Below are 24807 nucleotides of genomic sequence, written 5' to 3' on the forward strand. Positions count from 1 at the left end.
AAATACTTGATTTTCATGGCTTTCGCCTGACATCAATGGCACAGAAAGGTTGCACGAATATCTTCCGAATAGAGGATTGGCTGCACTACAGGGCACGCCACAACAATAAGCCCTGACGACGCACACCTTGAGTGCACTTATTTAGACACTCGTAACTTACATGCCACCACACGGCATTGTTGCGCCTGTGCGCCGCACTTTCGAGTGCATTTAAAACGCTGAAAACGATGAACTATAGCCATCTAATGGCTGAAGTTATTACAGGCTTGATAATAGAGAGGTAATTGCGATGCGCATCAGCATATTTGGTTTGGGTTACGTTGGCGCAGTGTGTGCCGGTTGCCTGTCTGCACGGGGTCATGACGTCGTTGGCGTTGATGTTGCCAAAGACAAGATCGATATGATCAATGCCGGCAAATCGCCGATCGTTGAACCGGGCCTGGGCGAACTTCTGGCACAGGGTATCCAGACAGGTCGCCTGCGTGGCACCACCAATTTCTCCGAAGCGATCCGCGACACCGACCTGTCGATGATCTGCGTCGGTACGCCGAGCAAGAAGAACGGCGACCTGGAACTGAACTACATCGAGGCCGTGTGCCGCGAGATCGGTTTTGTCCTGCGTGAAAAATCCACCCGCCATACCATCGTGGTGCGCAGCACCGTGTTGCCGGGCACCGTGGCCAACGTGGTCATCCCGATCCTGGAAGACTGCTCCGGCAAGAAGGCCGGCGTCGATTTCGGCGTGGCCGTGAACCCTGAGTTCCTGCGCGAAAGCACCGCCATCGCCGACTACGACCAGCCGCCAATGACCGTCATCGGCGAGTTCGACAAGGCCTCGGGCGACGTCCTGCAATCGCTTTACGAAGAACTCGACGCCCCGATCATCCGCAAGGACATCGCCGTCGCCGAGATGATCAAGTACACCTGCAACGTCTGGCACGCCGCCAAGGTGACCTTCGCCAACGAGATCGGCAACATCGCCAAGGCCGTCGGCGTCGACGGTCGTGAAGTGATGGACGTGGTCTGCCAGGACAAGACCCTGAACCTGTCCCAGTACTACATGCGTCCGGGCTTCGCCTTCGGTGGCTCCTGCCTGCCCAAAGACGTGCGCGCCCTGACCTACCGCGCCAGCTCCCTGGACGTGGAAGCACCGCTGCTCAACTCGCTGATGCGCAGCAACGAATCCCAGGTGCAGAACGCCTTCGACATCGTGTCCAACCACAACAAGCGCAAAGTCGCCTTGCTGGGCCTGAGCTTCAAGGCCGGCACCGATGACCTGCGTGAAAGTCCGCTGGTGGACCTGGCCGAAATGCTGATCGGCAAGGGCTACGACCTGCGCATCTACGACAGCAACGTCGAATACGCCCGTGTCCACGGCGCGAACAAGGACTACATCGAGTCGAAGATCCCTCACGTCTCGTCCTTGCTCAACTCCGACTTCGACGACGTGATCAACAGCTCCGACGTGATCATCCTGGGCAACCGCGACGAGAAGTTCCGCGCCCTGGTGCAGGACGTTCCGCACGGCAAGCAAGTGATCGACCTGGTGGGCTTCATGTCTCAGGCCACCAGCGCGCAAAGCCGCGCTGAAGGCATCTGCTGGTAAGGCAGCTTCAAGCTTCAAGCTTCAAGCTGCAAGTAAGCCGCTCTTCACTTGCAGCTTGCGGCTTGAAGCTAACAGCTGCCTTCAGGCAACTGACTTTAGGATTCCGATTATGCTCAGGCTAAAGCACGGCCTGCTCCAGGCCGCCGGTTGGCTGTTTTATCTAAGTCTGTTGATGGGCATCGCCGTTGCGCTGCCTGTGTCCACGTTCGACCCCGAGTCGAAGGACTTCATTTTCCTGATCGGTATCGTCGGCATCTGGCGCTACTCGATGGGGGCCACGCACTTTGTGCGCGGCATGCTGTTTCTGTACGTGGTCTACCCGCACCTGCGGCGCAAAGTGCGCAAGCTGGGCAAGGCGGCGGACCCGTCCCACGTATTTCTGATGGTCACCAGTTTCCGGATCGATGCGCTGACCACCGCGCAGGTCTACAGCTCGGTGATTCGCGAAGCCATCGACTGCGAGCTGCCGACCACCGTGGTCTGCTCCATCGTGGAAATGTCCGATGAGCTTCTGGTCAAGAGCCTGTGGAAGCGGATGAACCCGCCTGCCCGGGTCAAGCTCGACTTCGTGCGCATTCCCGGCACCGGCAAGCGCGACGGCCTGGCCTACGGTTTCCGCGCCATCTCCCGCCACCTGCCGGACGACCGCGCCGTGGTGGCGGTGATCGATGGCGACACCGTGCTCGGCGAAGGCGTGGTGCGCAAGACCGTGCCGTGGTTCCAGATGTTCGGCAACGTCGGTGGCCTGACCACCAACGAATTCTGCGAAGTGCGCGGCGGCTACATCATGAGCGAATGGCACAAGCTGCGATTCGCCCAGCGTCACATCAACATGTGCTCGATGGCCCTGTCCAAGCGCGTGCTGACCATGACCGGGCGGATGTCGGTGTTCCGCGCGACCGTGGTGACCAACCCGGAATTCATCGCCGATGTGGAAAGCGACTCGCTGCAACACTGGCGCCTGGGCCGCTTCAAGTTCCTGACCGGTGACGACAAGTCCAGCTGGTTCAGCCTGATGCGCCTGGGCTACGACACCTTCTACGTGCCGGATGCCGCGATCAACACCGTCGAGCACCCGCCGGAGAAGAGCTTCGTCAAGGCCAGCCGCAAGCTGATGTTCCGCTGGTACGGCAACAACCTGCGTCAGAACTCCCGTGCCCTGGGCCTGGGGATCCGGCGCCTGGGTGCGTTCACTTCCGTTGTGCTGTTCGATCAGCGCGTGTCGATGTGGACGTCGCTTCTGGGCCTGACCGTGGCACTGCTCGCCAGCTTCAAGTACGGCACCGCGTTCATCCTGGTGTACCTGCTGTGGATCGGCATCACCCGTCTGATTCTGACCCTGTTGCTGTCCTGCTCCGGCCACCGGATCGGGCCGGCTTACCCGGCGATTCTCTATTACAACCAGATCGTTGGCGCGCTGGTGAAGATCTACGTGTTCTTCCGCCTCGACCAACAGTCCTGGACTCGCCAGCCCACCTCTCTGTCCCGTGATCTCGCCAGCTTTCAACGTTGGTTCAACACCTGGTCGTCTCGGACCATGACCTTCTCCGCCGGCAGCATTTTCGTCGCCGTGCTGCTGATGATGGTCTGACCGAACTCGCCTGAATTAACTAGGAAAACGCCCCTTATGAATACCGCCGTCAACGCCAACGTAGTGCACGAATCCGAAGCCCAGCGCCAGCACGCCCGGGTCAAAATCCCGGCCAAGCTGCGGTTTTTCGGCCCAGACCGTACGCCGGTCGAAGCACGAGTGATCGATCTGTCCGCCGGTGGCCTGGCCTTCAACGCCGGTCAGCTGCCGCTCAAGGCTGGCGACGTGTACAAGGCCCGCCTGCAATTTGTCATCGACAACCTCGGCCTGGCCATGGACGTCGAATTGCAGGTGCGTTCCTACGATCGCCAGACCGGTCGCGCCGGTTGCCAGTTCCAGAACCTGGAGCCGCAGGACATCTCGACCCTGCGCCACCTGATCACTTCACACCTGGCCGGCGATCTCGTCAGCATCGGCGAAATGCTCGCGACCCTGCAGCGCGACAACTTCACCAAGGCGCGCAAGAACAAGGACGGCGGCCATGGCATGAGCGCGTTCGGGCGCCTGAAAGCCGTGACTTTCAGCCTGGGGGTTTTCGTTGTCGGCGTGGCGGCGTTCGGTTTCATTTTCAAATCGGTGTACGGCATGTACTTCGTCAGCCACGCCCAGGCCGGTCTGGTCAGCGTGCCGGGCATCAACATCACCATGCCGCGCGACGGCACCGTGCAGAGCCTGGTGAAAGCCGACGGCGTGGCGGCCAAGGGCGCACCGCTGGCGACCTTCAGCACCAGCATGCTCGACGTGCTCAAGGGCCACCTGGAAGGCGATCAACTGGCGCCGGCCAAGGTCGAGGAACTGTTCGGCAAGCAAATGACCGGCACCCTGACTTCGCCGTGCGATTGCACCGTGGGCCAGCAACTGGTCGCGAACGGTCAGTACGCCAGCAAGGGCGACGTGATCTTCCAACTGGTGCCACGCAACACCGAAGCCAATGTCGAGGCGCGCTTCTCCTACCGTCAGTTCGGCGACGTGCTGCCAGGCACCGCCGTGCGCTTCCAGATCGCCGGTGAAGACAAGACCCGCACCGGCAAGATCGTCAGCAGCACCAGCCTGAAAAGCGCCGACCTGTCCTCCGACATTCGCGTACTGATCCAGCCTGACGAAGCCCTGGACAGCACCCTCGCCGGCCGCCCGGTGGAAGTGAACAGCGACCGTGGCCCGAACCTGAACTGGCTGATCGACAAAGCCATGGCTGCTGGTCTGTAACCGGAGGACATGCCTGTGACCATTCCATCCATCTTCAGAACACCACATACCCTGTGGGAGCTGGCTTGCCAGCGATTGGGACACCTCAATCCTTCTGAAATACCGAGCCGGTCGAGCGCGACCCCGGCTGATCGCTGGCAAGCCAGCTCCCACAGGGGTCATATGGTGTGCTCGCTGGCGCTGGCAGTGTCTCTGGCCGGCTGCGCCGGCCTGCCCGACCAGCGCCTGGCCAACGAAGCCCTCAAGCGTGGCGACACCGCCACCGCCGCGGCGAACTATCAGCAGCTGGCGGACCTGGGCTACAGCGAAGCCCAGGTCGGTCTGGCCGATATCCAGGTGGACAGCCGCGACCCGGCGCAGATGAAGCAGGCCGAGGCCACTTACCGCGCCGCGGCCAGCGTCTCGCCCCGCGCCCAGGCACGCCTGGGTCGCCTGCTGGTGGCCAAGCCCGGCTCCACCGAAGCCGAACAGCACGAAGCCGAAGGCCTGTTGAAAAAGGCCTCGGCCGCCGGTGAAGGCAACACCCTGATTCCGCTGGCGATGCTGTACCTGCAATACCCGCACAGCTTTCCCAACGTGAATGCGCAGCAGCAGATCAGCCAGTGGCGCGCCGAAGGCAAGCCGGAAGCGGGCCTGGCGCAAGTGCTGCTGTATCGCACCCAGGGCACCTACGACCAGCATCTGGATGACGTGGAAAAGATCTGCAAGGCAGCGATCAACACCACCGACATCTGCTACGTCGAACTGGCCACGGTCTATCAGAAAAAGGCCCAGCCGGAACAGCAGGCCGAGTTGATCAAGCAAATGCAGGCGGCCCACAGCCGCGGCACCGTCTCCGCTCAGCGCGTGGACAGCGTCGCTCGCGTGCTGGCCGATCCGACCCTGGGCAAGACCGACGAGAAAACCGCGCAGTCGCTGCTCGAACCGATCGCACCGGGCTACCCGGCCTCGTGGGTGACCCTCGCGCAACTGATCTACGACTTCCCGGAACTGGGGGACGTCGACCAGATGATGAAGTACCTGGACAACGGCCGCGCCGCCGACCAGCCCCGCGCCGAACTGCTGCTGGGCAAGCTGTACTACGAAGGGAAAATGGTCCCGGCCGACGCCAAGGTCGCCGAGGAACACTTCCAGAAAGCCGTCGGCCGTGAAGTCGCCGCCGATTACTACCTCGGCCAGATCTATCGCCGCGGTTACCTGGGCAAGGTCTATCCGCAGAAGGCCCTCGACCATCTGCTGACCGCTGCGCGCAACGGCCAGAACAGCGCCGACTTCGCCATCGCCCAACTGTTTTCCCAAGGCAAGGGCACCAAACCCGACCCGCTCAACGCTTACGTCTTCAGCCAGTTGGCCAAGGCCCAGAACACCCCGCAGGCCACCGAACTTGCGCAAACCATCGAAGCCCAGTTGCCGCCCGCGCAACTTGCCGAGGCCCAGCGCCTGTTGAAACAGGAACAGGCCAGCCGCGGCGCCTTGAGTCAGAACACGTTGCAACTGCACGCCCTGCAAGAAGAGGACGGCGAGGAATCCCTATGAAGTTGAATCCATTCGTACAAGCCGGTATCGGCCTGACATTCGCCGTGTTGTGGTCCTGCCCGACACTGGCGGCGATGACTGAAGAGCCGAAGAACTTCGGCCTGGACGTGAAAATCACCGGCCAGTCCGAAGACGACCGTGACCTGGGCACCCAGGGCGGCGGCGACGTCAATGGCGTGGGCCTGGACCTGCGTCCCTGGGTCTATGGCGAAAGCGGCGCGTGGAGCGCCTACGCCATGGGTCAGGCGGTGACCTCCACCGACATCATCGAGACCGACACCCTGCAACAGGCCGACGGCACCGAGACCACCGACGACGGCGATCGCAAGGCCAAGAAAAACTACCTGGCGATGCGCGAGTTCTGGGTCGGCTACAGCGGCTTCACGCCTTACCCGGGCGAGATCCTCAAGTTCGGTCGCCAGCGCCTGCGCAACGACGACGGCCAATGGCGCGACACCAACATCGAAGCCCTGAACTGGACCTTCGACACCACCCTGCTGCGCGCCAACGCCGGTATCGCCGAACGCTTCAGCGAGTACCGCACCGACCTCAAGGAACTGTCGCCCCAAGACAAGGACCGCCTGCACGCCTACGCCGATGCCGCGTACCAGTGGACCCCGGGCAACTGGGTCGGCATCCGCGGCCATCACACCCACGATGACGGCAAGCTCGACTACCCGACACCGGGCGAACCGGCCGACACCCTGGACAAGAAACAGAACGGCGACATCAGCTGGCTGGGCCTCACCGCCGACAGCGACGCCTACAACTGGCGCAACACCAACCAGCTCAACTACTGGGGCAGCATCACCGGCATGAGCGGCGACCGCGACACGGTCAACCCGCTGAACGCCGATGGCACCGCTCCCGCGCAAGCCAAGCGCAGCGGCGACGTCGACGGCTGGGCCACCGACCTGGGCGTGCGCCTGCGTCTGGATCCGCAATGGCAAGTGGGTGCGGCCTACGCCCGTGCCAGCGCCGATTACGAACAGAACGGCCTGGAAAGCAACCGCTCGAACTTCACCGGTACCCGCTCGCGGGTTCACCGTTTCGGCGAGGCCTTCCGTGGCGAAATGAACAACCTGCAAACCGCCACCCTGTTCGGTTCGTGGATGCTCAACGACCAGTACGACGCCAGCCTGATCTACCACAAGTTCTGGCGTGTCGACGGCAACAAGCCGGTGGGCAGCAACGGTATCGACGCAGTGCAGAACAACACCGACGACGTGACCGGCGCCGTGCTATCCAGCACGTCGCTGCCGCTCAACGACGGTGAAAAGGACATGGGTCAGGAAATGGACCTGGTGGTCACCAAGTACTTCAAGCAGGGCCTGTTGCCGGCTTCGCTGAGCCAGGCGGTGGACGAGCCTTCGGCGCTGGTGCGTTTCCGTGGCGGCGTGTTCAAGCCGGGTGATGCCTACGGCAAAGAAGTCGATTCGTACATGCACCGCGCGTTCATCGACGTGATCTGGCGCTTCTGATGCACATTGCGAAGGGAGTCTCCCAGATGAATCATCAAGCCTTCAAAGGCTCGATCAGCCTGTTGGCCGGCGCGATGCTGCTGGCCAGCATGAGTGCCTTCGCCAATGTGGAGCCGGCCTCTCAACCCAGTAAACCAGTGACCATGGCCAAGGAACTGCAACAGGCCAAGACCTACACCGTCAGCAGCGCCGACACCGCGCCGCTGGAAATGGCGACGCCGAAACTGCCGGACCTCTCGGGCTACACCGCCGAGGCCATCGCCGCCAAAGTGGTGCGCAGCAAGGCCGGCAAGATCAGCGTGCGCCGGATGATGCAGGAAGACGCCCTGAAGGACTTCATCGGCGGCGACAACAAGATGGCCGAGTGGGTGGTGCGTCAGCACGGCATCCCCCAGGCGATCTTCGTCGACGACGGCTACATGAACCTCAAGGACCTGGCGAAGAAGCTGCCCAAGCAGTACTTCAGCGAAACCTCGCCGGGGGTGTTCCTGGCCAAATTGCCGATCGTGGTCGGTCGCCACGGCATCCTCGAAATCGACAAGCAGACCCAGGAACTGCGCCTGTCCCAGGAGGCCGGCTCGTTCCTGGTCAACGACGGCCAGCTGTTCGTGCGTGACACCAGAATCACCGGCTGGCGCGAGAAGGAAAACGCTCCTGCCACCTTCCGTTCGCCCAAGGAATTCCGTCCGTTCCTGCTGGCCTGGGGTGGCACCGAGACCTATATCGCCAACAGCAAGATGGCCAGCTTCGGCTACGCCAACAGTAAGTCCTACGGCGTGAGTATTTCCCAGTACACGCCGAACATGGCCAAGGTGCTCAAGCGCCCTGAACCGACCGGCTGGATCGTCGGCTCCGAGTTCTCGGACATGTGGTACGGCTTCTACTGCTACGAGACCACAGGCTTTGTGGTCAAGGGCAACACCTACAAGGACAACATCGTCTACGGCATCGACCCCCACGACCGTTCCCACGGTCTGATCATTGCCGAGAACACGGTGTTTGGTACGAAGAAGAAGCACGGGATCATCATCTCCCGCGAGGTCAACGACAGCTTCATCTTCAACAACCGCACCTACGACAACAAGCTGTCGGGCATCGTGATCGACCGTAACAGCGTCAACAACCTGATCGCCCACAACGAGGTCTATCAGAACCACACCGACGGCATCACCCTCTACGAGAGTGCCGACAACCTGCTGTGGGGCAACAAGGTGCTGAGCAATCGCCGCCACGGCATCCGCATTCGTAACAGCGTGAACATCCGCCTGTATGAAAACGTCGCCATGGCCAACGGCCTGACCGGTGTCTACGGGCACATCAAGGACCTGACCGACACCGACCGTGACATCAAGCTCGACCCCTTCGACGCCCAGGTCTCGCTGATCGTGGTCGGCGGCGAACTGGCGGCCAACGGCAGCGGCCCGCTGTCCATCGACTCGCCTCTGAGCGTGGAGCTGTATCGCGTGTCCATGCTCGCACCGACCAAATCCAGTGGCATCAGCTTCAGCGGGATTCTCGGCGAGCGCCAGGATGAAATTCTCGACCTGCTGGTGCGCCAGCAGAAAGCCGTGCTGATCGACCCTGTCGAACGCCAGACCGAAATGCGGGACTGAGGATAATTTTATGCACCCACACCTGATCAAATTACTCAGTCTGTCGGCCCTGACCGCCGGCATTCTCGCCGCCAGCACCGGTGCTCGCGCAGATGAAGTGCAAGCACCGAAGTTCTCGGCAGAACCCTGCTGCAGCCTGTGCCCGGCCGCCCACGATGCGAAGAACTACACCACCCGCTACCAGCAGAACTTCACCACGCTGGTCCAGGCCCAGGGCGACTGGCTGTTCCGGACCCAGGAAGACTTGCGCACCGAATTCGACACCACCCCTGCCGGCTACAAGCGCATGAAGCAGCTGCACGATGCGTTCAAGAGCAAGGGCGTGGAACTGGTGGTCGTCTACCAGCCGACCCGTGGCCTGGTGAACCGCAACAAGCTGAACCCGGCGGAGAAAGCCAGCTTCGATTTCGACAAGGCCCTGCGCAACTACAAGACCATGCTCGGCCGTTTCGCCGCAATGGGCTACGTGGTGCCGGACCTCTCGCCGCTCACCAACGAACAACTGCCGGACACCCTGCCCGCCCACGATTTCTACTTCCGTGGCGACCAGCACTGGACCCCGTATGGCGCCCAGCGCACGGCGAAGATCGTCGCCGAGAAGGTCAAGCAACTGCCTGAGTTCGCCGACATTCCCAAGCGCGAATTCGAGACCCACAAGTCGGGTCGCATGGGCAAGACCGGAACATTGCACAACATGGCCGGTCAACTCTGTGGCACCAGCTACGCGATCCAGTACATGGATCAGTTCACCACCGAGCCCAAGGGCGAGGCAGGCGACGGCGATCTGTTCGGCGATTCCGGCAACCCGCAGATCACCCTCGTCGGCACCTCCCACAGTGGCAAGAACTACAACTTCGCCGGCTTCCTCGAAGAGGCCATCGGCGCCGACATTCTCAACGTGGCGTTCCCCGGCGGCGGCCTGGAAGGTTCGATGCTGCAGTACCTGGGCAGCGACGAGTTCCAGAAGAACCCGCCGAAGATTCTCATTTGGGAATTCTCGCCGCTCTACCGCCTGGACCAGGAAACCATCTACCGCCAGATGATGGCGCTGCTGGACAACGGTTGCGAAGGCAAGGATGCACAGATGTCCGGCAGCACCACCCTGAAACCGGGCAAGAACGAACTGATGGTCAACAGCAAAAACCTGAACCTGCAGAACAGCAGTCACCAGGTCGACATCCGCTTCGCCGACACCTCGGTGAAAACCCTGCAAGCCACCCTCTGGTACATGAATGGGCGCCACGAGGACATCAAGATCGAGAAACCGGAAACCTCCGAAACCGATGGGCGTTTCGCCTTCGAATTGCGCACCGACGAAGACTGGGCCTCGCAGAATCTGCTGGCCGTCGAAGTCCAGGGTCCGGAAGCGGGCGCCGCGCCACAGAAGGTCGAAGCGAAAATCTGCAAACGCAACGTATTCCCCGGCGCCGAGCAGCGCACTGCTTCAGTCGGGCAATGAGGTCTGCCATGCGAAATCCGAAACTTGCGAATCTGTTGGCACCGACACTGCTGTGCTCTTCATTCCTGGGGCTGGCGATGTTCGCCGGCGCGACCCAGGCGGCGGCGCCCTTGCGTCCGCCACAGGGCTACTTCGCGCCGATCGAGAAGGTCAAGACCGGCGACGGCGGCGAAGGCTGCGAGGCAATGCCGACGCCGTACACCGGATCGCTGCAATTTCGCAGCAAGTACGAGGGCTCGGACAAGGCCCGCGCGACCCTGAACGTGCAATCGGAAAAAGCCTTCCGCGACAGCACCGCCGACATCACCAAGGTCGAGCGCGGCACCGCCAAGCGGGTGATGCAGTTCATGCGTGACGGTCGCCCCGAACAACTGGAATGCACGCTCAACTGGCTGACCGCCTGGGCCCAGGCCGATGCGTTGATGTCCAAGGACTTCAACCACACCGGCAAGTCGATGCGCAAATGGGCCCTGGGCAGCATGGCGTCGTCGTACCTTCGCCTGAAGTTCTCCGACTCCCATCCGCTGGCCAACCATCAGCAGCAGGTGCAGTTGATCGAAGCCTGGTTCAGCAAGATGGCCGATCAGGTGGTCAGCGACTGGGACAACCTGCCATTGGACAAGACCAACAACCACTCGTACTGGGCCGCCTGGTCGGTGATGGCAACGTCCATCGCCACCGACCGTCGCGACCTGTTCGACTGGGCGGTGAAGGAGTTCAAGGTCGGCGCCAACCAGATCGACGCCCAGGGTTACTTGCCCAACGAACTCAAGCGCCAGCAACGCGCCCTCGCCTACCACAACTACGCCCTGCCGCCGCTGGCCATGATCGCCAGCTTCGCCCAGGTCAACGGTGTGGACCTGCGCCAGGAAAACAACGGCGCCCTGAAACGCCTGGGTGACCGTGTGCTCGCGGGTGTGAAAGACCCGGATGAATTCGAGCAGAAGAACGGCAAGAAACAGGACATGACCGACTTGAAAGAGGACATGAAATTCGCCTGGCTCGAACCGTTCTGCAGCCTCTACAGCTGCTCGGCGGATGTGCTGGAGAAGAAGCACTCCATGCAACCGTTCAAGACCTTCCGCCTGGGGGGTGACCTGACCAGGGTCTATGACCCGGCCAATGAAAAAGGCAATAAAGGTTCTTGAAGGCAGACACAAATCCCTGTGGGAGCGGGCTTGCCCGCGATTGCAATCAGACATTCAACATTGATGTCGATTGACCCACCGCTATCGCGGGCAAGCCCGCTCCCACAGAGTCAATTGTCAGCTGTGAGATATGAGTTATCCCCCCGGTTTTCAGTGGGGGGTTTGGGGGGGCCGTGAGCCCTTGACTGTTGGTTAAACAAGGAGAGATCGGGATGGTTTTCTCATCCAACGTGTTCCTGTTTCTGTTCTTGCCGATCTTTCTCGGCTTGTACTACCTGAGCGGGCAACGCTATCGCAATCTGCTGCTGCTGATCGCCAGCTACGTGTTCTACGCCTGGTGGCGTGTGGACTTTCTGGCGCTGTTCGCCGCCGTCACCGTGTGGAACTACTGGATCGGCCTGAAAGTCGGTGCCGCCGGGGTCAGGACCAAACCCGCGCAGCGCTGGCTGTTGCTCGGCGTGGCCGTCGACCTGTGCATCCTGGGCTACTTCAAATACGCCAACTTCGGCGTCGACAGCATCAACGCGATGATGACCTCGGTGGGCCTGGAGCCGTTCATCCTGACCCACGTGCTGCTGCCGATCGGTATCTCGTTCTACATCTTCGAGTCCATCAGCTACATCATCGACGTCTACCGTGGCGACACTCCGGCGACCCGCAACCTGATCGACTTCGCGGCGTTCGTGGCGATCTTCCCGCACCTGATCGCCGGCCCCGTCCTGCGTTTTCGCGACCTGGCCGATCAGTTCAACAACCGCACCCACACCCTCGACAAGTTCTCCGAGGGCTGCACGCGGTTCATGCAGGGCTTCATCAAGAAAGTCTTCATCGCCGACACCCTCGCGGTGGTCGCCGACCATTGCTTCGCCCTGCAGAACCCGACCACGGGCGATGCCTGGCTCGGCGCCCTGGCCTACACCGCGCAGCTGTACTTCGACTTCTCCGGCTACAGCGACATGGCCATCGGCCTGGGCTTGATGATGGGTTTTCGCTTCATGGAAAACTTCAAGCAGCCCTACGTCAGCCAGTCGATCACCGAGTTCTGGCGCCGCTGGCACATCAGCCTGTCGACCTGGCTGCGCGACTACCTGTACATCACCCTGGGCGGCAACCGCAAAGGCACGCTGACGACCTATCGCAACCTGTTCCTGACCATGCTGCTCGGTGGTCTGTGGCACGGCGCGAACATCACCTACATCGTCTGGGGTGCGTGGCACGGCATGTGGCTGGCGATTGAAAAGGCCATCGGCCTGAACACCTCGCCGCGCAGCTTCAACCCGATCCGCTGGGTGCTGACCTTCCTGCTGGTGGTGATGGGCTGGGTGATCTTCCGTGCCGAGAACCTGCACGTCGCCGGCCGCATGTACGGCGCGATGTTCAGCTTCGGCGACTGGAACCTGTCGGAACTCAATCAGGCCAACCTGACCGGTCTGCAAGTGGCGACCCTGATCGTGGCCTACGTGACCCTGGCGTTCTTCGGCCTGCGCGATTTCTACAGCAACCAGCCACCGGTCAAGACCAAGCCTGAAGTGAACGTCGATGCCGACGGCCCGGCTGCCGCGACCACCGGCACCATCAAGGCCGTGCCTGGGGATAACCCGGCCAGCATCCACCAGCCTGGCTACACCGTCGGCGTCGAAGCCCAGGTGCAACCGGCCTACTGGAGTGCCGACTGGTCGCGCTACGTGATGCGCGCCCTGGTACTGCTGCTGTTCATCGCCTCGATTCTCAAACTCTCGGCGCAAAGCTTCTCGCCGTTCCTTTACTTCCAGTTCTGAGGGATCTGACCATGACCCGCTCATTACGCATCTTCTACATCGCCCTGTTCCTGGTGACCCTGCTGGCCCTGGGCCTGTGGTCGGTTCGCAGCTTCCTGGGCTTCAGCACCAATGCTGATGCGACGGTGCTCAACGGCCGCTGGACCAAGGCGGTGGAGACCCACTACGACGACGAATTCCCGATCAAGCGCCTGGGCACCAACCTCTGGGCGGCGCTGGATTTCAAACTGTTCAACGAAGGTCGTCCGGGCGTGGTGCTCGGTCGCGACCAGTGGTTGTACAGCGATGAGGAATTCCACCCCAGCGTCAACGAAGAGCTGAACCTGCAAGGCAACTACGCACTGGTCGAAGGCGTGCGCCAGACTCTCAAGGCCAAGGGTATTCAGCTTGTGATGGCGGTGGTGCCGGCCAAGGTGCGCCTGTACCCGGAGCATCTGGGCGAGGTGAAACCGGCGAGCATTCACGCCAACCTCTACCAGGACTTCCACAAGCGCCTGGCCGCCGACCGCATTCCGGCGCCTGACCTGCTCGGCCCGCTGCAAACGGCCAAGCAGAACGGCAAGCAGGTGTTCCTGCGCACCGACACCCACTGGACTCCGGAAGGCGCCGAGATTGCCGCCAACCGCCTGGCCAGGACCATCGCCGACAAATACCCGCTGAGCGGCGAACCGCAGGACTTCGTCACTGAACCTGCCGAGAAGGTCACGCACAAGGGCGACCTGCGCCTGTTCCTGCCGCTGGACCCGCTGTTCGAAAACATGATGCCGGCGCAGGAACCCCTGCAGAAGCGCAACACCGTGGCGGCTGAAGGTCAGCCTGCCGGCGACGACGCGCTGTTCGCCAACACCGAAGTGCCCGTCGCACTGGTCGGCACCAGCTACAGCGCCAACCCCAGCTGGAATTTTGTGGGCGCGCTCAAGCAAGCCCTGCGCAGCGACGTGGTCAATTACGCCGAAGACGGCCACGGCCCGATCCTGCCGATGCTCAGTTACCTGAAAAGCGACGCTTTCAAGAACAGCCCGCCCCAGGTGCTGATCTGGGAGTTCCCTGAACGATATCTGCCTGTGAACAACGAAATCGGCGACGCCGACCCGCAGTGGGTCGCAGAGCTCAAACAAGCCGGCGCGCGCCAACAGAACGTAGCTGTAAACACTAAATCCGAGACGCCCGACCGGGCGCAAAACTGAAAGAGAGAGGTACTTCCATGACTTTCAAGACTACTCCTCGTCGTCTCGCCAAGACCTTTGCACTGGTTGCTGGTATGAGTGTGCTCTCGATGCAGGCCTTCGCCGGTGGCGACGCGGCGCTGTACGGCCCGACCGCGCCGAAGGGCTCGTCCTTCGTGCGCATCTACAACGCCAGCAACAGCGAGGTCAGCGCCACCGTGGGCAGCACCAACCTGAGCGATGTCGCGCCATTGTCGAGCAGTGACTTCAGCTTCATGCCCGGCGGCGACTACAGCGCCAAGGTCGGCAGCCAGAACCTGCCGGTGAAACTGGCCAGCGATCACTATTACACCCTGGTCAACAACGCCAGCGGCGCGCCGCAACTGATCGAAGAGCCGCCGTTCAAGAACAAACAGAAATCCCTGGTACGCGTACAGAACCTCAGCGACAAGGCGCTGACCCTGAAAACCGCAGACGGCAAGACCGACGTGGTGCCGAACGTCGCGGCCAAGGGCCGTGGCGAACGTGAAATCAACCCGGTGAAAGTCAGCCTGGCGCTATACGATGGCGCAACGAAAGTCGGCGACGTGAAACCGGTCGCCCTGGAACGCGGTGAAGCCGCCGTGCTGTACGTCACCGGCAGCGGCAGCAGCCTGTCGCCTGTCTGGGTGAAACGCCCGGTGTCCACGCGCTGAAGCGCGAGCTTCGAACCACAAGCTACAAGCTACAAGCTATGCACAGAACGGCTCTGACTTGCCTCTTGCAGCTTGTAGCTCCCAACTGCTTTTAAGGAGTAACAACATGATTCCGGTGATTTTGTCAGGTGGTAGCGGTTCCCGTCTCTGGCCGCTTTCGCGCAAGCAATTCCCGAAACAGTTCCTGGCCCTGACCGGCGAGCACACCCTGTTCCAGCAGACCCTGGAGCGCCTGGTGTTCGAAGGCATGGACGCGCCGATCGTGGTCTGCAACAAGGACCACCGCTTCATCGTCAACGAGCAGCTGGCCGCCCGCAAACTGGAAACCCAGCGCATCCTGATGGAACCGTTCGGGCGCAACACCGCGCCGGCCGTGGCGCTGACCGCGATGATGCTGGTCAATGAAGGTCGCGACGAGTTGATGCTGGTGCTGCCGGCCGACCACGTGCTGGACGATCAGAAAGCCCTGCAACGCGCCCTGGCCCTGGCCACCGTCGCCGCCGAAAACGGCGAAATGGTGCTGTTCGGCGTACCAGCCACCAAACCGGAAACCGGCTACGGCTACATCAAGTCGACCAACGATTCGCTGCTGCCCGAAGGCGTCAGCCGCGTGTCGCACTTCGTCGAAAAACCCGACGTGAAGCGCGCCACCGAGTTCGTCCAGTCCGGCGGTTATTTCTGGAACAGCGGCATGTTCCTGTTCCGCGCCAGCCGATTCCTGGAAGAGCTGAAAAAGCACGATCCGGACATCTACGACAACTGCCTGCTGACCCTGGAACGCAGCGAGCAGGACATGGACACCGTGAGCTTCGACGAAGCCACCTTCGCCTGCTGCCCGGACAACTCCATCGACTACTCGGTGATGGAAAAGACCCAGCGCGCCTGCGTGGTCCCGCTGACCGCCGGCTGGAGCGATGTCGGCTGCTGGTCGTCACTGTGGGAAGTCAACGAGAAGGACGCCAACGGCAACGTCACCAAGGGCGATGTGGTGGTGCAGGACAGCAAGAACTGCATGATCCACGGCAACGGCAAGCTGGTGTCGGTGATCGGCCTGGAAAACATCGTGGTGGTCGAAACCAAGGACGCCATGATGATCGCGCACAAGGACAAGGTCCAAGGCGTGAAGCAGCTGGTCAACACCCTCAACGAACAGGGCCGCAGCGAAACCCAGAACCACTGCGAAGTCTATCGTCCGTGGGGTTCCTACGACTCGGTGGACATGGGCGGTCGCTTCCAGGTCAAGCACATCTCGGTCAAGCCGGGCGCGTGTCTGTCGCTGCAGATGCACCACCACCGCGCCGAGCACTGGATCGTCGTCAGCGGCACCGCCGAAGTGACTTGCGATGAAAACGTGTTCCTGCTGACCGAAAACCAGTCGACCTACATCCCGATCGCCTCGGTTCACCGCCTGCGCAACCCGGGCAAGATCCCGCTGGAAATCATCGAAGTGCAATCGGGCAGCTACCTGGGCGAGGACGATATCGAGCGGTTCGAAGATATCTACGGGCGCTCGACGCCGATTGAGCGCGGTGTGTCGGTGAAGACGATCGCGCAGTAGGTTCCGGCAAGACCTTGAGCCCCTGACCGGCCTGCCGCGTTCCCTATCCGCGGTGGGTTGGTCAGGGGCTTTTTTAAAAAGCAAAAGATCGCAGCCTTCGCCAGCTCCTACATTGGAATGCATTTCCCTGCAGGAGCTGGCGAAGGCTGCGATCTTTTGACTTTGCCCTTCCCATCGCCAACCTCACCCACCCTTAGGTAGGATGCTCTCCTCTGCTCCCGAGGTTTTGCGTCATGCTCATCGGCATCCTGCTGGTCATCACCTGGGTGATCCTGTTGCTGCGCTATCCGGCCAAGGCCCTGCCGGTTTCACTGGCGGCCGCCATCGGCCTGGGCCTGGTCGCCACCTGGGTGGTCTGGATGGATCACCGCGAACTCAAGCAACTGCAACGCCTGGAGCTGCGCATCAGCTACGCACCGCAACAGTGCCCCGCCGACCGTCCGCTGAAACTCACCATGAAAAACGGCAACGACGTGCCCCTGACCGAGTTGCGCTGGCGGGTGGCGGCCTACGCGCCGGGTGACACCGTCAACCTCGCCGATAACCAATACACCGCCCCACGCTACCGTGGCCCCGGCGAATTACAGGCCGGCGATAGCTGGGACGACTGCCTGCCGCTGCCGCCACTACGCCCCGGCTATCGCCCGGAAACCCTGGAGTTTCGCGCCGAGCGTTTGCAAGGCAGCTTCTCCGACTGACCCCTTTTCCCAACTGATTGCACAAGGACCGCGCCATGCCCGTTGCGTTGATTACCGGTTGTTCCAGCGGCATCGGCCGCGCCCTGGCCGATGCGTTCAAGGTCGCCGGCTACAAAGTCTGGGCCACCGCCCGCAAGCCTGAAGATGTAGCGATGTTGGCTGCTGCCGGCTTCAACGCCGTGCAACTGGACGTCAACGATGGCCAGGCGCTCGAGCAACTGAGCGAGCGGATCAACCAGCAACATGGCGGCCTCGATGTGTTGATCAACAACGCAGGTTACGGCGCCATGGGTCCGTTGCTCGATGGCGGTGTGCCGGCTATGCAGCGCCAGTTCGAAACCAATGTGTTCGCCATCGTCGGCGTGACCCGCGCCCTCTTCCCGGTACTGCGCCGGGCCAAGGGCATCGTGGTCAACGTCGGTAGCGTATCCGGCGTGCTGGTCACCCCGTTCGCTGGCGCCTACTGCGCGTCCAAGGCCGCCGTGCATGCCTTGAGCGATGCCTTGCGCATGGAACTGGCGCCGTTCGGCGTGCGGGTCATGGAAGTGCAGCCCGGCGCCATCGCTTCCAGTTTTGCCAAGAACGCCGGTCATGAAGCCGAGCAACTGATCAGCGAACAATCGCCATGGTTCCCGCTGCGCGAAGGCATTCGTGCGCGGGCCAGGGCGTCCCAGGACAAGCCGACGCCCGCCAGTGAATTCGCCGCCGGGCTGCTCAAGGCCGTGCAGCAGAGCAAGCCGCCGCGCCTGATTCGCCTGGGCAATGGCAGCCGGGCGTTGCCGCTGCTGGCGACCCTGTTGCCCAAGGGGTTGCTGGAGTCGACGTTGATGAAGCGGTTCGGCTTGCGCGGGCAGCTTTGAGACTGAGTCGCCCCAATCGCGGGCAAGCCCGCTCCCACAGGTTTCGTGGTGAATAAAAAATCCCGGTTCACCGACGATCACTGTGGGAGCGGGCTTGCCCGCGATTGGGGCGACCCGGTCTGCCGGTTATGCACCATCACCCTGCTTGACCACCACCGTGCAGGTAATCCCCGCCGCCAGCAGCACCCCTTCCGGCACTTCATCGATGTGGATCCGCACCGGCACTCGCTGTGCCAGGCGCACCCAGTTGAAGGTCGGGTTGACGTCGGCGATCAGCTCGCGGCTTTCCGGGTTGTCGCGGTCGTAGATGCCCCGGGAAATACTCTCCACATGGCCCTTGAGCACCTCGCCGCTCATCAGCTGCATATCGGCCTTGTCACCGACCCGCACGTGGGGCAGCTTGGTTTCTTCGAAGAAGCCGTAGACCCAGAACGAATTCATGTCGACCACGGCCATTTTCGCTTCGCCGATGCGCGCATAGTCGCCACGATGGACGTTCAGGTTGGTCACGTATCCGTCCACCGCCGCCCGAACTTCGGTGCGTTTGAGATTGAGCTCGGCCGCTTCCAGTTGCGCCTGGGCCTGTTGATAGTCGGCCAGCGCCGAGTCGGCGATGTTGCTGGCGTCGTCGCGGTTTTCCTTGGAGATAACCAGGTTGTCCAGGTCCGCGCGGCGATGGGCGTTGACCTTGCGCATCTCCCAGGTCGCCTTGCGCGACGCCACCAGCGACTGCGCCTGCTTGACCGCCAGGCGATAGTGCTCGGGGTCGATCTGCATCAGCAGATCGCCCTTCTTCACCAGCTGGTTGTCACGCACCGGCACGTTCACCACTTCGCCGGTGACATCGGCAGCCACGTTGATGATGTCGGCGCGCACGCGTCCGTCGCGGGTCCACGGCGTCTCCATGTAATGCACCCACAGGGTCCGGCCGATCCATATCGCCAGGGCCAGTACCAGCAGGGTCGCAAGCAGGCTGAAAAGCTTTTTCATCAGGGCGTTCTCAAGGGTAGACAGTCAGCGCCATGGCGCCGAACAGACAGGTAAACAGACTCAGGCGCAGCAGCGCCGGGTGCCAGAAGTAGCGGTACAGATCCAGGCCTGAAAAAAACCGGTCCAGCCCCCAGGCCAGTGCCGCGGCAATCAGAAACATCAGGGTCATGGTCGGCATGTACACGCCGTGGAAGGCGATTTCACGGGGCATGTTCGAGTCCTTGGGGCTGGGTCGCCCGGGCGTATTGCGACAGTGGCGATTGCGGGTCCAGCAGCGAAGTGCGGATGAAGTGCAGGTAGCTTTTCACCCGGCGTAACGCCGAGGTGTCGAAGTGCGGGGCGAAGGGCTCGTCGGTGGCCTGCACGCGACTGATCGCATGATCGACCGCCACCAGTGCACGCTCCAGATTGCTCTGCCCCGGTTGCAAAAACAGTCGCACCAGCGCGCGGCCCATCACGCGGATCGACTGGCGCCACGGCTGGGTTTCGGCATAGGCCGGGTGTACTGGCAACGTCGCCTGTTCCTTGCGCAACTCGATGATCGCGTGACCGACTTCGAGCACCACGAACATCCAGCGCAGCAGATTGCGCTGCACCTGCGGCTGCCCCGCCGCGAAGCCATAGGCCTGGTGGACAAGGTCGCGGGTGCGGCTTTCAAAACTCGATGCCAGGCCCTTGAGCTTGCCGCTGATGGCGTACACCACCTGGCCGCGCAGATCCTGCTCCAGCCGGCGCCACAACCAGCGGCTGTTGGGCGGCAGGATGATCGCCCCCGCCGCCGCGCACACCAGCATGCCGATCACCATGGCGATGTAGTCGTTGATAAAGGTGTAGGGGTTGTAGATGGTCAGGTTATCCGGCACCGAACCGATGCTGAAGAAGATCAGCAAGCCCACCCCGACCCCGGCGTATTGCGGCCGTGAGGCGAGGAACGCGCCGAGCACGAACACCGGCGCCAGCATCACGCACAGCAAGGGGAAACCATCGATGTGCGGGAAGATGAAAAACATCTCGGCAAAACCGATCAGCGCCCCGAGGAAGGTGCCGCAGGCCATCTGGAAGGCCATGCGTTTCGGGTTCGGCGTGGCGGCGGACAGGCCAACGGTGGCAGCGGCCACCAGGGTCATGGTCGCCCCGCTCGGCCACGCGGTGGCCACCCAATAACTGCCCAGCACCAGCAGAATGAACGAGGCGCGAATGCCCGAAGCGGCGGCCGCCAGCCAGTTGGTCTGCGGAGTGAAAGGCTCGTCCCAGTGCTCGCGCTCGTGGCTGTGATCGGCCAGGGAAGCGTGGGTCTGTGCATAACTGTGCAAGTCGTCGACGAAGCGATAGAGCAGTTCGTAGGCGGTGTGGAAATCCAGCAATTCGGCGTCGCTCGGCTGGCTCGCCTGGAAGGTTGCGCGCAGGCTGCGCACCCGCGCCGGCAAGCCTTCCTTGTAGGCGGTCAAGGCGGTGACCAGACGCGCCGCATCGGCGTTGGTCAGGGCGCGACCGCTGAAGCCGTCGAGCACTTCGGCCAGGTCCTGCAGCCCCGGTTTGATCGCCGCGGCCGCCTGCTCGCTGCAACTGCCGCGCAAACGTTCGAGCAACTGATGCAGGGCGTTGAAACGGGTGCTGATGCCCATGAACTCACTGTTCAGCCGACTGAGTCGACCGTTGCGCCGACGCATGTGCGGGTCTTCGAACACGGTGACGCTGCGCAGGCTTTCCAGGCCCACCGCCTCGGCGATGAAGCGTACGTTGCCGGCTTCGAATGCCTCCTGCTTGCTGCGCCCGCGCAGGCCATCGGTGACGAACAGGGCGAATACGCCGAAGCGCTGGTACAAGGCATTGCGCATGGCGGCACTGGAGGTTTGCGGCAGGATCGCGGCGCTGACCAGGGTCGAGCAGAGAATCCCCAGGGAGATTTCCAGCACCCGCCATACCGCCATCATGAACGCGCCGTCGGGATGGGCCAGGGCCGGCAATCCCACCATCGCCGCCGTATAACCGGCCAGCACAAAACCGTAGGCGCGGAAGTTGCGACTGCGCGCCGCGCCCGCCGAGCAGACACCGACCCAGATCGCCAGCGCGCCGAGGAACAGCTCGGTGTTCTGCGCGAACAGGGCCATCAGCGCCACCATCACCGCGGACCCTGCCAGGGTGCCGAGGAAGCGATAGAAGCTCTTGGCGAACACCTGGCCGGATTGCGGCTGCATGACAATGAACACAGTGATCATCGCCGTGCGCGGCTGCGGCAGCTCCAGGCGCATGGCGAGCCAGAGCGTGAGGAACGCGGCGATCAGCACCTTGAAGATGTAGACCCAGGTCACGCCGTCGCTGCGTGCCCAGTCAAAGAAACCCCGGCGCCATTCGAGGGAGTGGAGCCAGCGCAGAGGGGCGGGCATGGGGGTCATGGGAACCTGCTCAGTAAATATCAGTCATGGCACAGAACAACTGGGTTTGTGTTCAATTGACGAGGCTCTGCAATAGGCGCGGAGTTTTAGGCGCAACGGTCTCGCTCTCCTGCGGCACATCACTCCCCGCCCCCAACCCACCACCCAGCGCCGTCACCAACTCCGCATGGGCGCTCAACCGCGCCGCCTGCACCTGCTGCTGGACCTGCTGCTGTTTGAACAACAACGTCTGCGCATTGAGCACGTTGAGGTAATCGGTGAGCCCACGCTGATAGGCGATCATCGCGATGTCGTAGGTCTTCTGCGCCGTGGCCACCGACTCGGCAGCGAAGGACTGCTGCTTGTCCATCGATTCGCGGCGGATCAACTGATCGGAGATGTTCTTCAGTGCATTGACCAGAGTCTGGTTGTACCTGGCCACCGCCATGTCGTACCCCGCCGAAGCCTCACCCAGTTCGGCGCGCAGACGGCCGCCGTCGAAAATCGGCAGGGAAATCGCCGGGCCCACGCTGTAGTTGAGTTTCTTGCCGGTCAGGAACTCCAGCGCCCCGCCACCGGTGGCCATGTAGCCCAGGCTGCCGACCAGATCGACGTTGGGGTAGAAACCGGCGTGGGCCACATCGATACCCCGGGCCTGCGCAGCCACTTGCCAGCGACTGGCGACCACGTCCGGACGCTGGCCGAGCAGTTGCGCGGGCAACGCCGAGGGTAATTTCAGCGCGGCGCCAAGCTTCAGCGTCGGACGCTGCAACTGCGCGCCCTCGCCCGGCCCCTTGCCCGCCAGTGCGGCCAGTTGGTTGCGGCTCAGGGCGATCTCTTCGTCCAGCGCATCGATTTGCCGATGGGTTTCCGGCAGCGGCGTCTGCGCCTGGCTGACTTCGAAGTGAGTGCCTATGCCGCCGTTCAGACGCTTTTGCGCCAGATCGAGAATCTGCTGTTGCTGATGCAGGGTCGCTTCGACGATGTCCCGCTGCGCGTAATGCAACGACAGCTCGATGTAGACCCGCACGATGTTGTTCTGCAATTCGAGCTGGGCCTGACGCGCTTCGGCGACGGTCATGTGGGCGATGTCCACCGCACGCTCGGTGTTGTTACTCTCGCGGCCCCACAGGTCGAGGGCGTAGCTGAAACCCAGCGCGGCGTTGTTGTCCCAGGTGGTGGTGTTGGCCAGATCGCCCGGGCCGTAGAACGGGTCGGTGGGCCAGTTGTGCCGCTTGAGGGTGGACTCGCCATTGATCTGCAGCGATTCGGCGGACTCGGCGAAACCGGCCATCGACTTGGCCTGACGCACCCGCGCCGCGGCCATGGCCATGGTCGGGCTGCCTTGTACGGCAAGGTCGATCCAGCGATTCAGTTGCGGGTCGCCATAGGCCTGCCACCATTGGGCGGTGGGCCAGTGCGCATCCTGAGCGGCGCTCTGGATGGCTTCGTCGGTGGCCAGTGAATTGGCCTCCAGCGCCTTGCCCTGCGGGGCAATACCTCCGGTTCCGATGCAGCCGCTGATTGCCAGGGTTAAAGCCAAAACACTGAGCGACTCGAGCGCTCTGCTGATGCGACGCGGCACTGCTGAAGATTCCTGAGGCTGATAGATGGCCCGTGTAGGAGCTGCCGAAGGCTGCGATCTTTTGATCTTGATCTTGAAAATCAAAAGATCGCAGCCTTCGGCAGTTTCTACAGAGATGGGCGAAATTCTATGGGGAGCCGTTTCAGGCGATAAGCTGGGATTCCTGTGATTCTTTGTTACCGTTAACGAGATAATCCCTAAGTCGGGGGTCTCAGCCCCTGAAACTTCGTGTCACAATTTGCCATCGAACCCGAGAGCACCCCATGGACACATTGCAAAACATGCGCGCCTTCAGTTACGTGGCCGAGGCCGGCAGTTTCACCGCCGCCGCCGTGCAACTGGACACCACCACCGCCAACGTCTCGCGCGCGGTCTCCAACCTGGAAGCCCACCTGCAAACCCGCCTGCTCAACCGCACCACCCGACGCATCGCCCTGACCGAAGCCGGCAAGCGCTACCTGCTGCGCTGCGAACAGATCCTGGCCTACGTCGAAGAGGCCGAAGCCGAAGCCAGCGACGCCCACGCCCGCCCGGCCGGACAACTGAAAGTGCACACCATGACCGGTATCGGCCAGCACTTCGTCATCGACGCCATCGCCCGCTACCGCAAGACCCACCCGGACGTGACCTTCGACCTGACCCTGGCCAACCGCGTCCCGGACCTGCTCGACGAGGGCTATGACGTGTCCATCGTCCTCGCCAGCGAACTGCCGGACTCGGGTTTCGTCTCCCAACGCCTGGGCATCACCTACAGCATCGTTTGCGCCTCCCCGGCCTACGTCAAAGCCAACGGCTGCGCGCAAAAACCCGCCGACCTGCTCAACCACTCCTGCCTGCGTCTGGTCAGCCCGGTCATTCCCCTGGAAAAATGGGCCTTCGACGGCCCGGACGGCCAGGAAATGGTCACCATCAACAGCTCCCCTTTCCTGGTGAACTCCGCCGACGCCATGAAAACCGCAATCACCAGTGGCATGGGCGTCGGCGTCCTGCCGCTGTACGCCGCCATCGAAGGCCTGCGCAACGGCTCGCTGGTTCGCATGATGCCCAACTACCGCTCCCAGGAACTGAACCTCTACGCCATCTACCCGTCCCGGCAGTACCTGGATGCAAAGATCAAAACCTGGGTCGAATACCTGCGCGGATCCCTGCCGGAGTTGCTGGCGGCGCACCAGGCGGAACTGGCGGCGTATGAACTGAGCGGCAGCCTGGCGGGGGCTCGGGTGGCCACCTGATCCACCCGGCATTCACAACCCCCGTGCAGGAGCTGTCGAGTGAAACGAGGCTGCGATCTTTTGATTTTTAAAAACAAGATCAAAAGATCGCTGCCTTCGGCAGCTCCTACACGAAACCGCTTTTGCTTTTGATTTTGATCCACCCGCCCCTTCGGCAGGCTGAGTGGAGGCGTTCATCCGGGGGTGAGGCGCGTAGCGCCGTGCGGCGAAGCCGCACACATCGAGAGGAG

Annotated in this window: 19 protein-coding genes; 15 read left to right on the forward strand and 4 right to left on the reverse strand. The window is 62.3% G+C overall.

The genetic code is table 11. The features are described from left to right. The first annotated feature begins 289 nt into the window (after positions 1-289). The 14 genes from HNO86_RS16065 to HNO86_RS16130 all read left to right on the forward strand — a co-directional run bounded on the left by HNO86_RS16065 (position 290) and on the right by HNO86_RS16130 (position 18395). Entirely contained in the window at positions 290-1606 is a 1317-nt protein-coding gene (locus HNO86_RS16065) for a nucleotide sugar dehydrogenase (protein WP_175377924.1), read from the forward strand. A gap of 109 nt (positions 1607-1715) precedes the next feature. Further along, positions 1716-3197: a mannuronan synthase gene (alg8, locus tag HNO86_RS16070; protein ID WP_178131235.1), complete on the forward strand. Its 1482-nt coding sequence runs from the start codon at positions 1716-1718 to the stop codon at positions 3195-3197. A gap of 36 nt (positions 3198-3233) precedes the next feature. Continuing rightward, positions 3234-4403: an alginate biosynthesis protein Alg44 gene (locus HNO86_RS16075; protein ID WP_175377925.1), complete on the forward strand. Its 1170-nt coding sequence runs from the start codon at positions 3234-3236 to the stop codon at positions 4401-4403. A gap of 9 nt (positions 4404-4412) precedes the next feature. Next, on the forward strand, positions 4413-5939 hold the full coding sequence (gene algK / locus HNO86_RS16080; protein WP_178131236.1) for an alginate biosynthesis TPR repeat lipoprotein AlgK: 1527 nt from the start codon (positions 4413-4415) through the stop codon (positions 5937-5939). Further along, entirely contained in the window at positions 5936-7420 is a 1485-nt protein-coding gene (locus HNO86_RS16085; protein WP_175377927.1) for an alginate export family protein, read from the forward strand. The genes algK and HNO86_RS16085 overlap by 4 nt, the downstream gene beginning before the upstream one ends. A 26-nt stretch (positions 7421-7446) precedes the next feature. After that, the gene (algG, locus tag HNO86_RS16090; RefSeq protein WP_175377928.1) at positions 7447-9033 is read left to right on the forward strand and encodes a mannuronan 5-epimerase AlgG; all 1587 of its coding nucleotides are present in this window, start codon (positions 7447-7449) and stop codon (positions 9031-9033) included. 10 nt (positions 9034-9043) lie between these two features. Beyond that, entirely contained in the window at positions 9044-10492 is a 1449-nt protein-coding gene (locus tag HNO86_RS16095) for an alginate O-acetyltransferase (protein WP_175377929.1), read from the forward strand. Between the two features lie 8 nt (positions 10493-10500). Further along, complete coding sequence (locus HNO86_RS16100; RefSeq protein ID WP_175377930.1) at positions 10501-11640, forward strand: mannuronate-specific alginate lyase; 1140 nt, start codon at positions 10501-10503, stop codon at positions 11638-11640. A gap of 212 nt (positions 11641-11852) precedes the next feature. After that, the gene (locus HNO86_RS16105) at positions 11853-13418 is read left to right on the forward strand and encodes an MBOAT family protein (RefSeq protein ID WP_175377931.1); all 1566 of its coding nucleotides are present in this window, start codon (positions 11853-11855) and stop codon (positions 13416-13418) included. 11 nt (positions 13419-13429) lie between these two features. Continuing rightward, entirely contained in the window at positions 13430-14605 is a 1176-nt protein-coding gene (locus tag HNO86_RS16110) for an alginate O-acetyltransferase (protein WP_175377932.1), read from the forward strand. Between the two features lie 17 nt (positions 14606-14622). Then, the gene (locus HNO86_RS16115; RefSeq protein WP_175377933.1) at positions 14623-15279 is read left to right on the forward strand and encodes an alginate O-acetyltransferase AlgF; all 657 of its coding nucleotides are present in this window, start codon (positions 14623-14625) and stop codon (positions 15277-15279) included. Between the two features lie 106 nt (positions 15280-15385). Beyond that, positions 15386-16837, forward strand: coding sequence for a mannose-1-phosphate guanylyltransferase/mannose-6-phosphate isomerase (locus HNO86_RS16120; protein WP_175377934.1), 1452 nt, complete (start codon positions 15386-15388; stop codon positions 16835-16837). Positions 16838-17070: 233 nt separating this feature from the next. After that, positions 17071-17535, forward strand: a complete 465-nt coding sequence (locus tag HNO86_RS16125; protein WP_175377935.1) for a multidrug transporter — start codon at positions 17071-17073, stop codon at positions 17533-17535. Between the two features lie 35 nt (positions 17536-17570). Beyond that, positions 17571-18395 (forward strand): SDR family oxidoreductase, encoded by an 825-nt coding sequence (locus HNO86_RS16130; RefSeq protein WP_175377936.1) that lies wholly within the window; start codon positions 17571-17573, stop codon positions 18393-18395. A gap of 126 nt (positions 18396-18521) precedes the next feature. Here HNO86_RS16130 and HNO86_RS16135 read toward each other — a convergent pair whose 3' ends face one another. Genes HNO86_RS16135 through HNO86_RS16150 form a run of 4 tightly spaced genes read right to left on the reverse strand, consistent with a single transcriptional unit; the run spans position 18522 to position 23345 of the window. After that, entirely contained in the window at positions 18522-19385 is an 864-nt protein-coding gene (locus HNO86_RS16135) for an HlyD family secretion protein (RefSeq protein ID WP_175377937.1), read from the reverse strand. Between the two features lie 10 nt (positions 19386-19395). Continuing rightward, positions 19396-19596, reverse strand: coding sequence for a DUF1656 domain-containing protein (locus HNO86_RS16140; RefSeq protein ID WP_175377938.1), 201 nt, complete (start codon positions 19594-19596; stop codon positions 19396-19398). After that, entirely contained in the window at positions 19586-21781 is a 2196-nt protein-coding gene (locus HNO86_RS16145) for an FUSC family protein (RefSeq protein WP_175377939.1), read from the reverse strand. The genes HNO86_RS16140 and HNO86_RS16145 overlap by 11 nt, the downstream gene beginning before the upstream one ends. A gap of 52 nt (positions 21782-21833) precedes the next feature. After that, positions 21834-23345 (reverse strand): efflux transporter outer membrane subunit, encoded by a 1512-nt coding sequence (locus HNO86_RS16150; RefSeq protein WP_175377940.1) that lies wholly within the window; start codon positions 23343-23345, stop codon positions 21834-21836. 263 nt (positions 23346-23608) lie between these two features. On the opposite strand from HNO86_RS16150, the gene HNO86_RS16155 reads away from it, so the two are divergent. Beyond that, complete coding sequence (locus HNO86_RS16155) at positions 23609-24577, forward strand: LysR family transcriptional regulator (protein ID WP_175377941.1); 969 nt, start codon at positions 23609-23611, stop codon at positions 24575-24577. Positions 24578-24807 lie beyond the last annotated feature (230 nt).

This window comes from Pseudomonas sp. C1C7 (genome assembly GCF_013359595.1).
GTDB lineage: Bacteria > Pseudomonadota > Gammaproteobacteria > Pseudomonadales > Pseudomonadaceae > Aquipseudomonas.

Bases quoted from the DNA above. Each gene is read 5' to 3' on its own strand.
- HNO86_RS16065 (WP_175377924.1), top strand. From the start codon at position 290: ATGCGCATCAGCATATTTGGTTTGGGTTACGTTGGCGCAGTGTGTGCC.
- alg8 (WP_178131235.1), top strand. From the start codon at position 1,716: ATGCTCAGGCTAAAGCACGGCCTGCTCCAGGCCGCCGGTTGGCTGTTT.
- HNO86_RS16075 (WP_175377925.1), top strand. From the start codon at position 3,234: ATGAATACCGCCGTCAACGCCAACGTAGTGCACGAATCCGAAGCCCAG.
- algK (WP_178131236.1), top strand. From the start codon at position 4,413: ATGCCTGTGACCATTCCATCCATCTTCAGAACACCACATACCCTGTGG.
- HNO86_RS16085 (WP_175377927.1), top strand. From the start codon at position 5,936: ATGAAGTTGAATCCATTCGTACAAGCCGGTATCGGCCTGACATTCGCC.
- algG (WP_175377928.1), top strand. From the start codon at position 7,447: ATGAATCATCAAGCCTTCAAAGGCTCGATCAGCCTGTTGGCCGGCGCG.
- HNO86_RS16095 (WP_175377929.1), top strand. From the start codon at position 9,044: ATGCACCCACACCTGATCAAATTACTCAGTCTGTCGGCCCTGACCGCC.
- HNO86_RS16100 (WP_175377930.1), top strand. From the start codon at position 10,501: ATGCGAAATCCGAAACTTGCGAATCTGTTGGCACCGACACTGCTGTGC.
- HNO86_RS16105 (WP_175377931.1), top strand. From the start codon at position 11,853: ATGGTTTTCTCATCCAACGTGTTCCTGTTTCTGTTCTTGCCGATCTTT.
- HNO86_RS16110 (WP_175377932.1), top strand. From the start codon at position 13,430: ATGACCCGCTCATTACGCATCTTCTACATCGCCCTGTTCCTGGTGACC.
- HNO86_RS16115 (WP_175377933.1), top strand. From the start codon at position 14,623: ATGACTTTCAAGACTACTCCTCGTCGTCTCGCCAAGACCTTTGCACTG.
- HNO86_RS16120 (WP_175377934.1), top strand. From the start codon at position 15,386: ATGATTCCGGTGATTTTGTCAGGTGGTAGCGGTTCCCGTCTCTGGCCG.
- HNO86_RS16125 (WP_175377935.1), top strand. From the start codon at position 17,071: ATGCTCATCGGCATCCTGCTGGTCATCACCTGGGTGATCCTGTTGCTG.
- HNO86_RS16130 (WP_175377936.1), top strand. From the start codon at position 17,571: ATGCCCGTTGCGTTGATTACCGGTTGTTCCAGCGGCATCGGCCGCGCC.
- HNO86_RS16135 (WP_175377937.1), bottom strand. From the start codon at position 19,385: ATGAAAAAGCTTTTCAGCCTGCTTGCGACCCTGCTGGTACTGGCCCTG.
- HNO86_RS16140 (WP_175377938.1), bottom strand. From the start codon at position 19,596: ATGCCCCGTGAAATCGCCTTCCACGGCGTGTACATGCCGACCATGACC.
- HNO86_RS16145 (WP_175377939.1), bottom strand. From the start codon at position 21,781: ATGACCCCCATGCCCGCCCCTCTGCGCTGGCTCCACTCCCTCGAATGG.
- HNO86_RS16155 (WP_175377941.1), top strand. From the start codon at position 23,609: ATGGACACATTGCAAAACATGCGCGCCTTCAGTTACGTGGCCGAGGCC.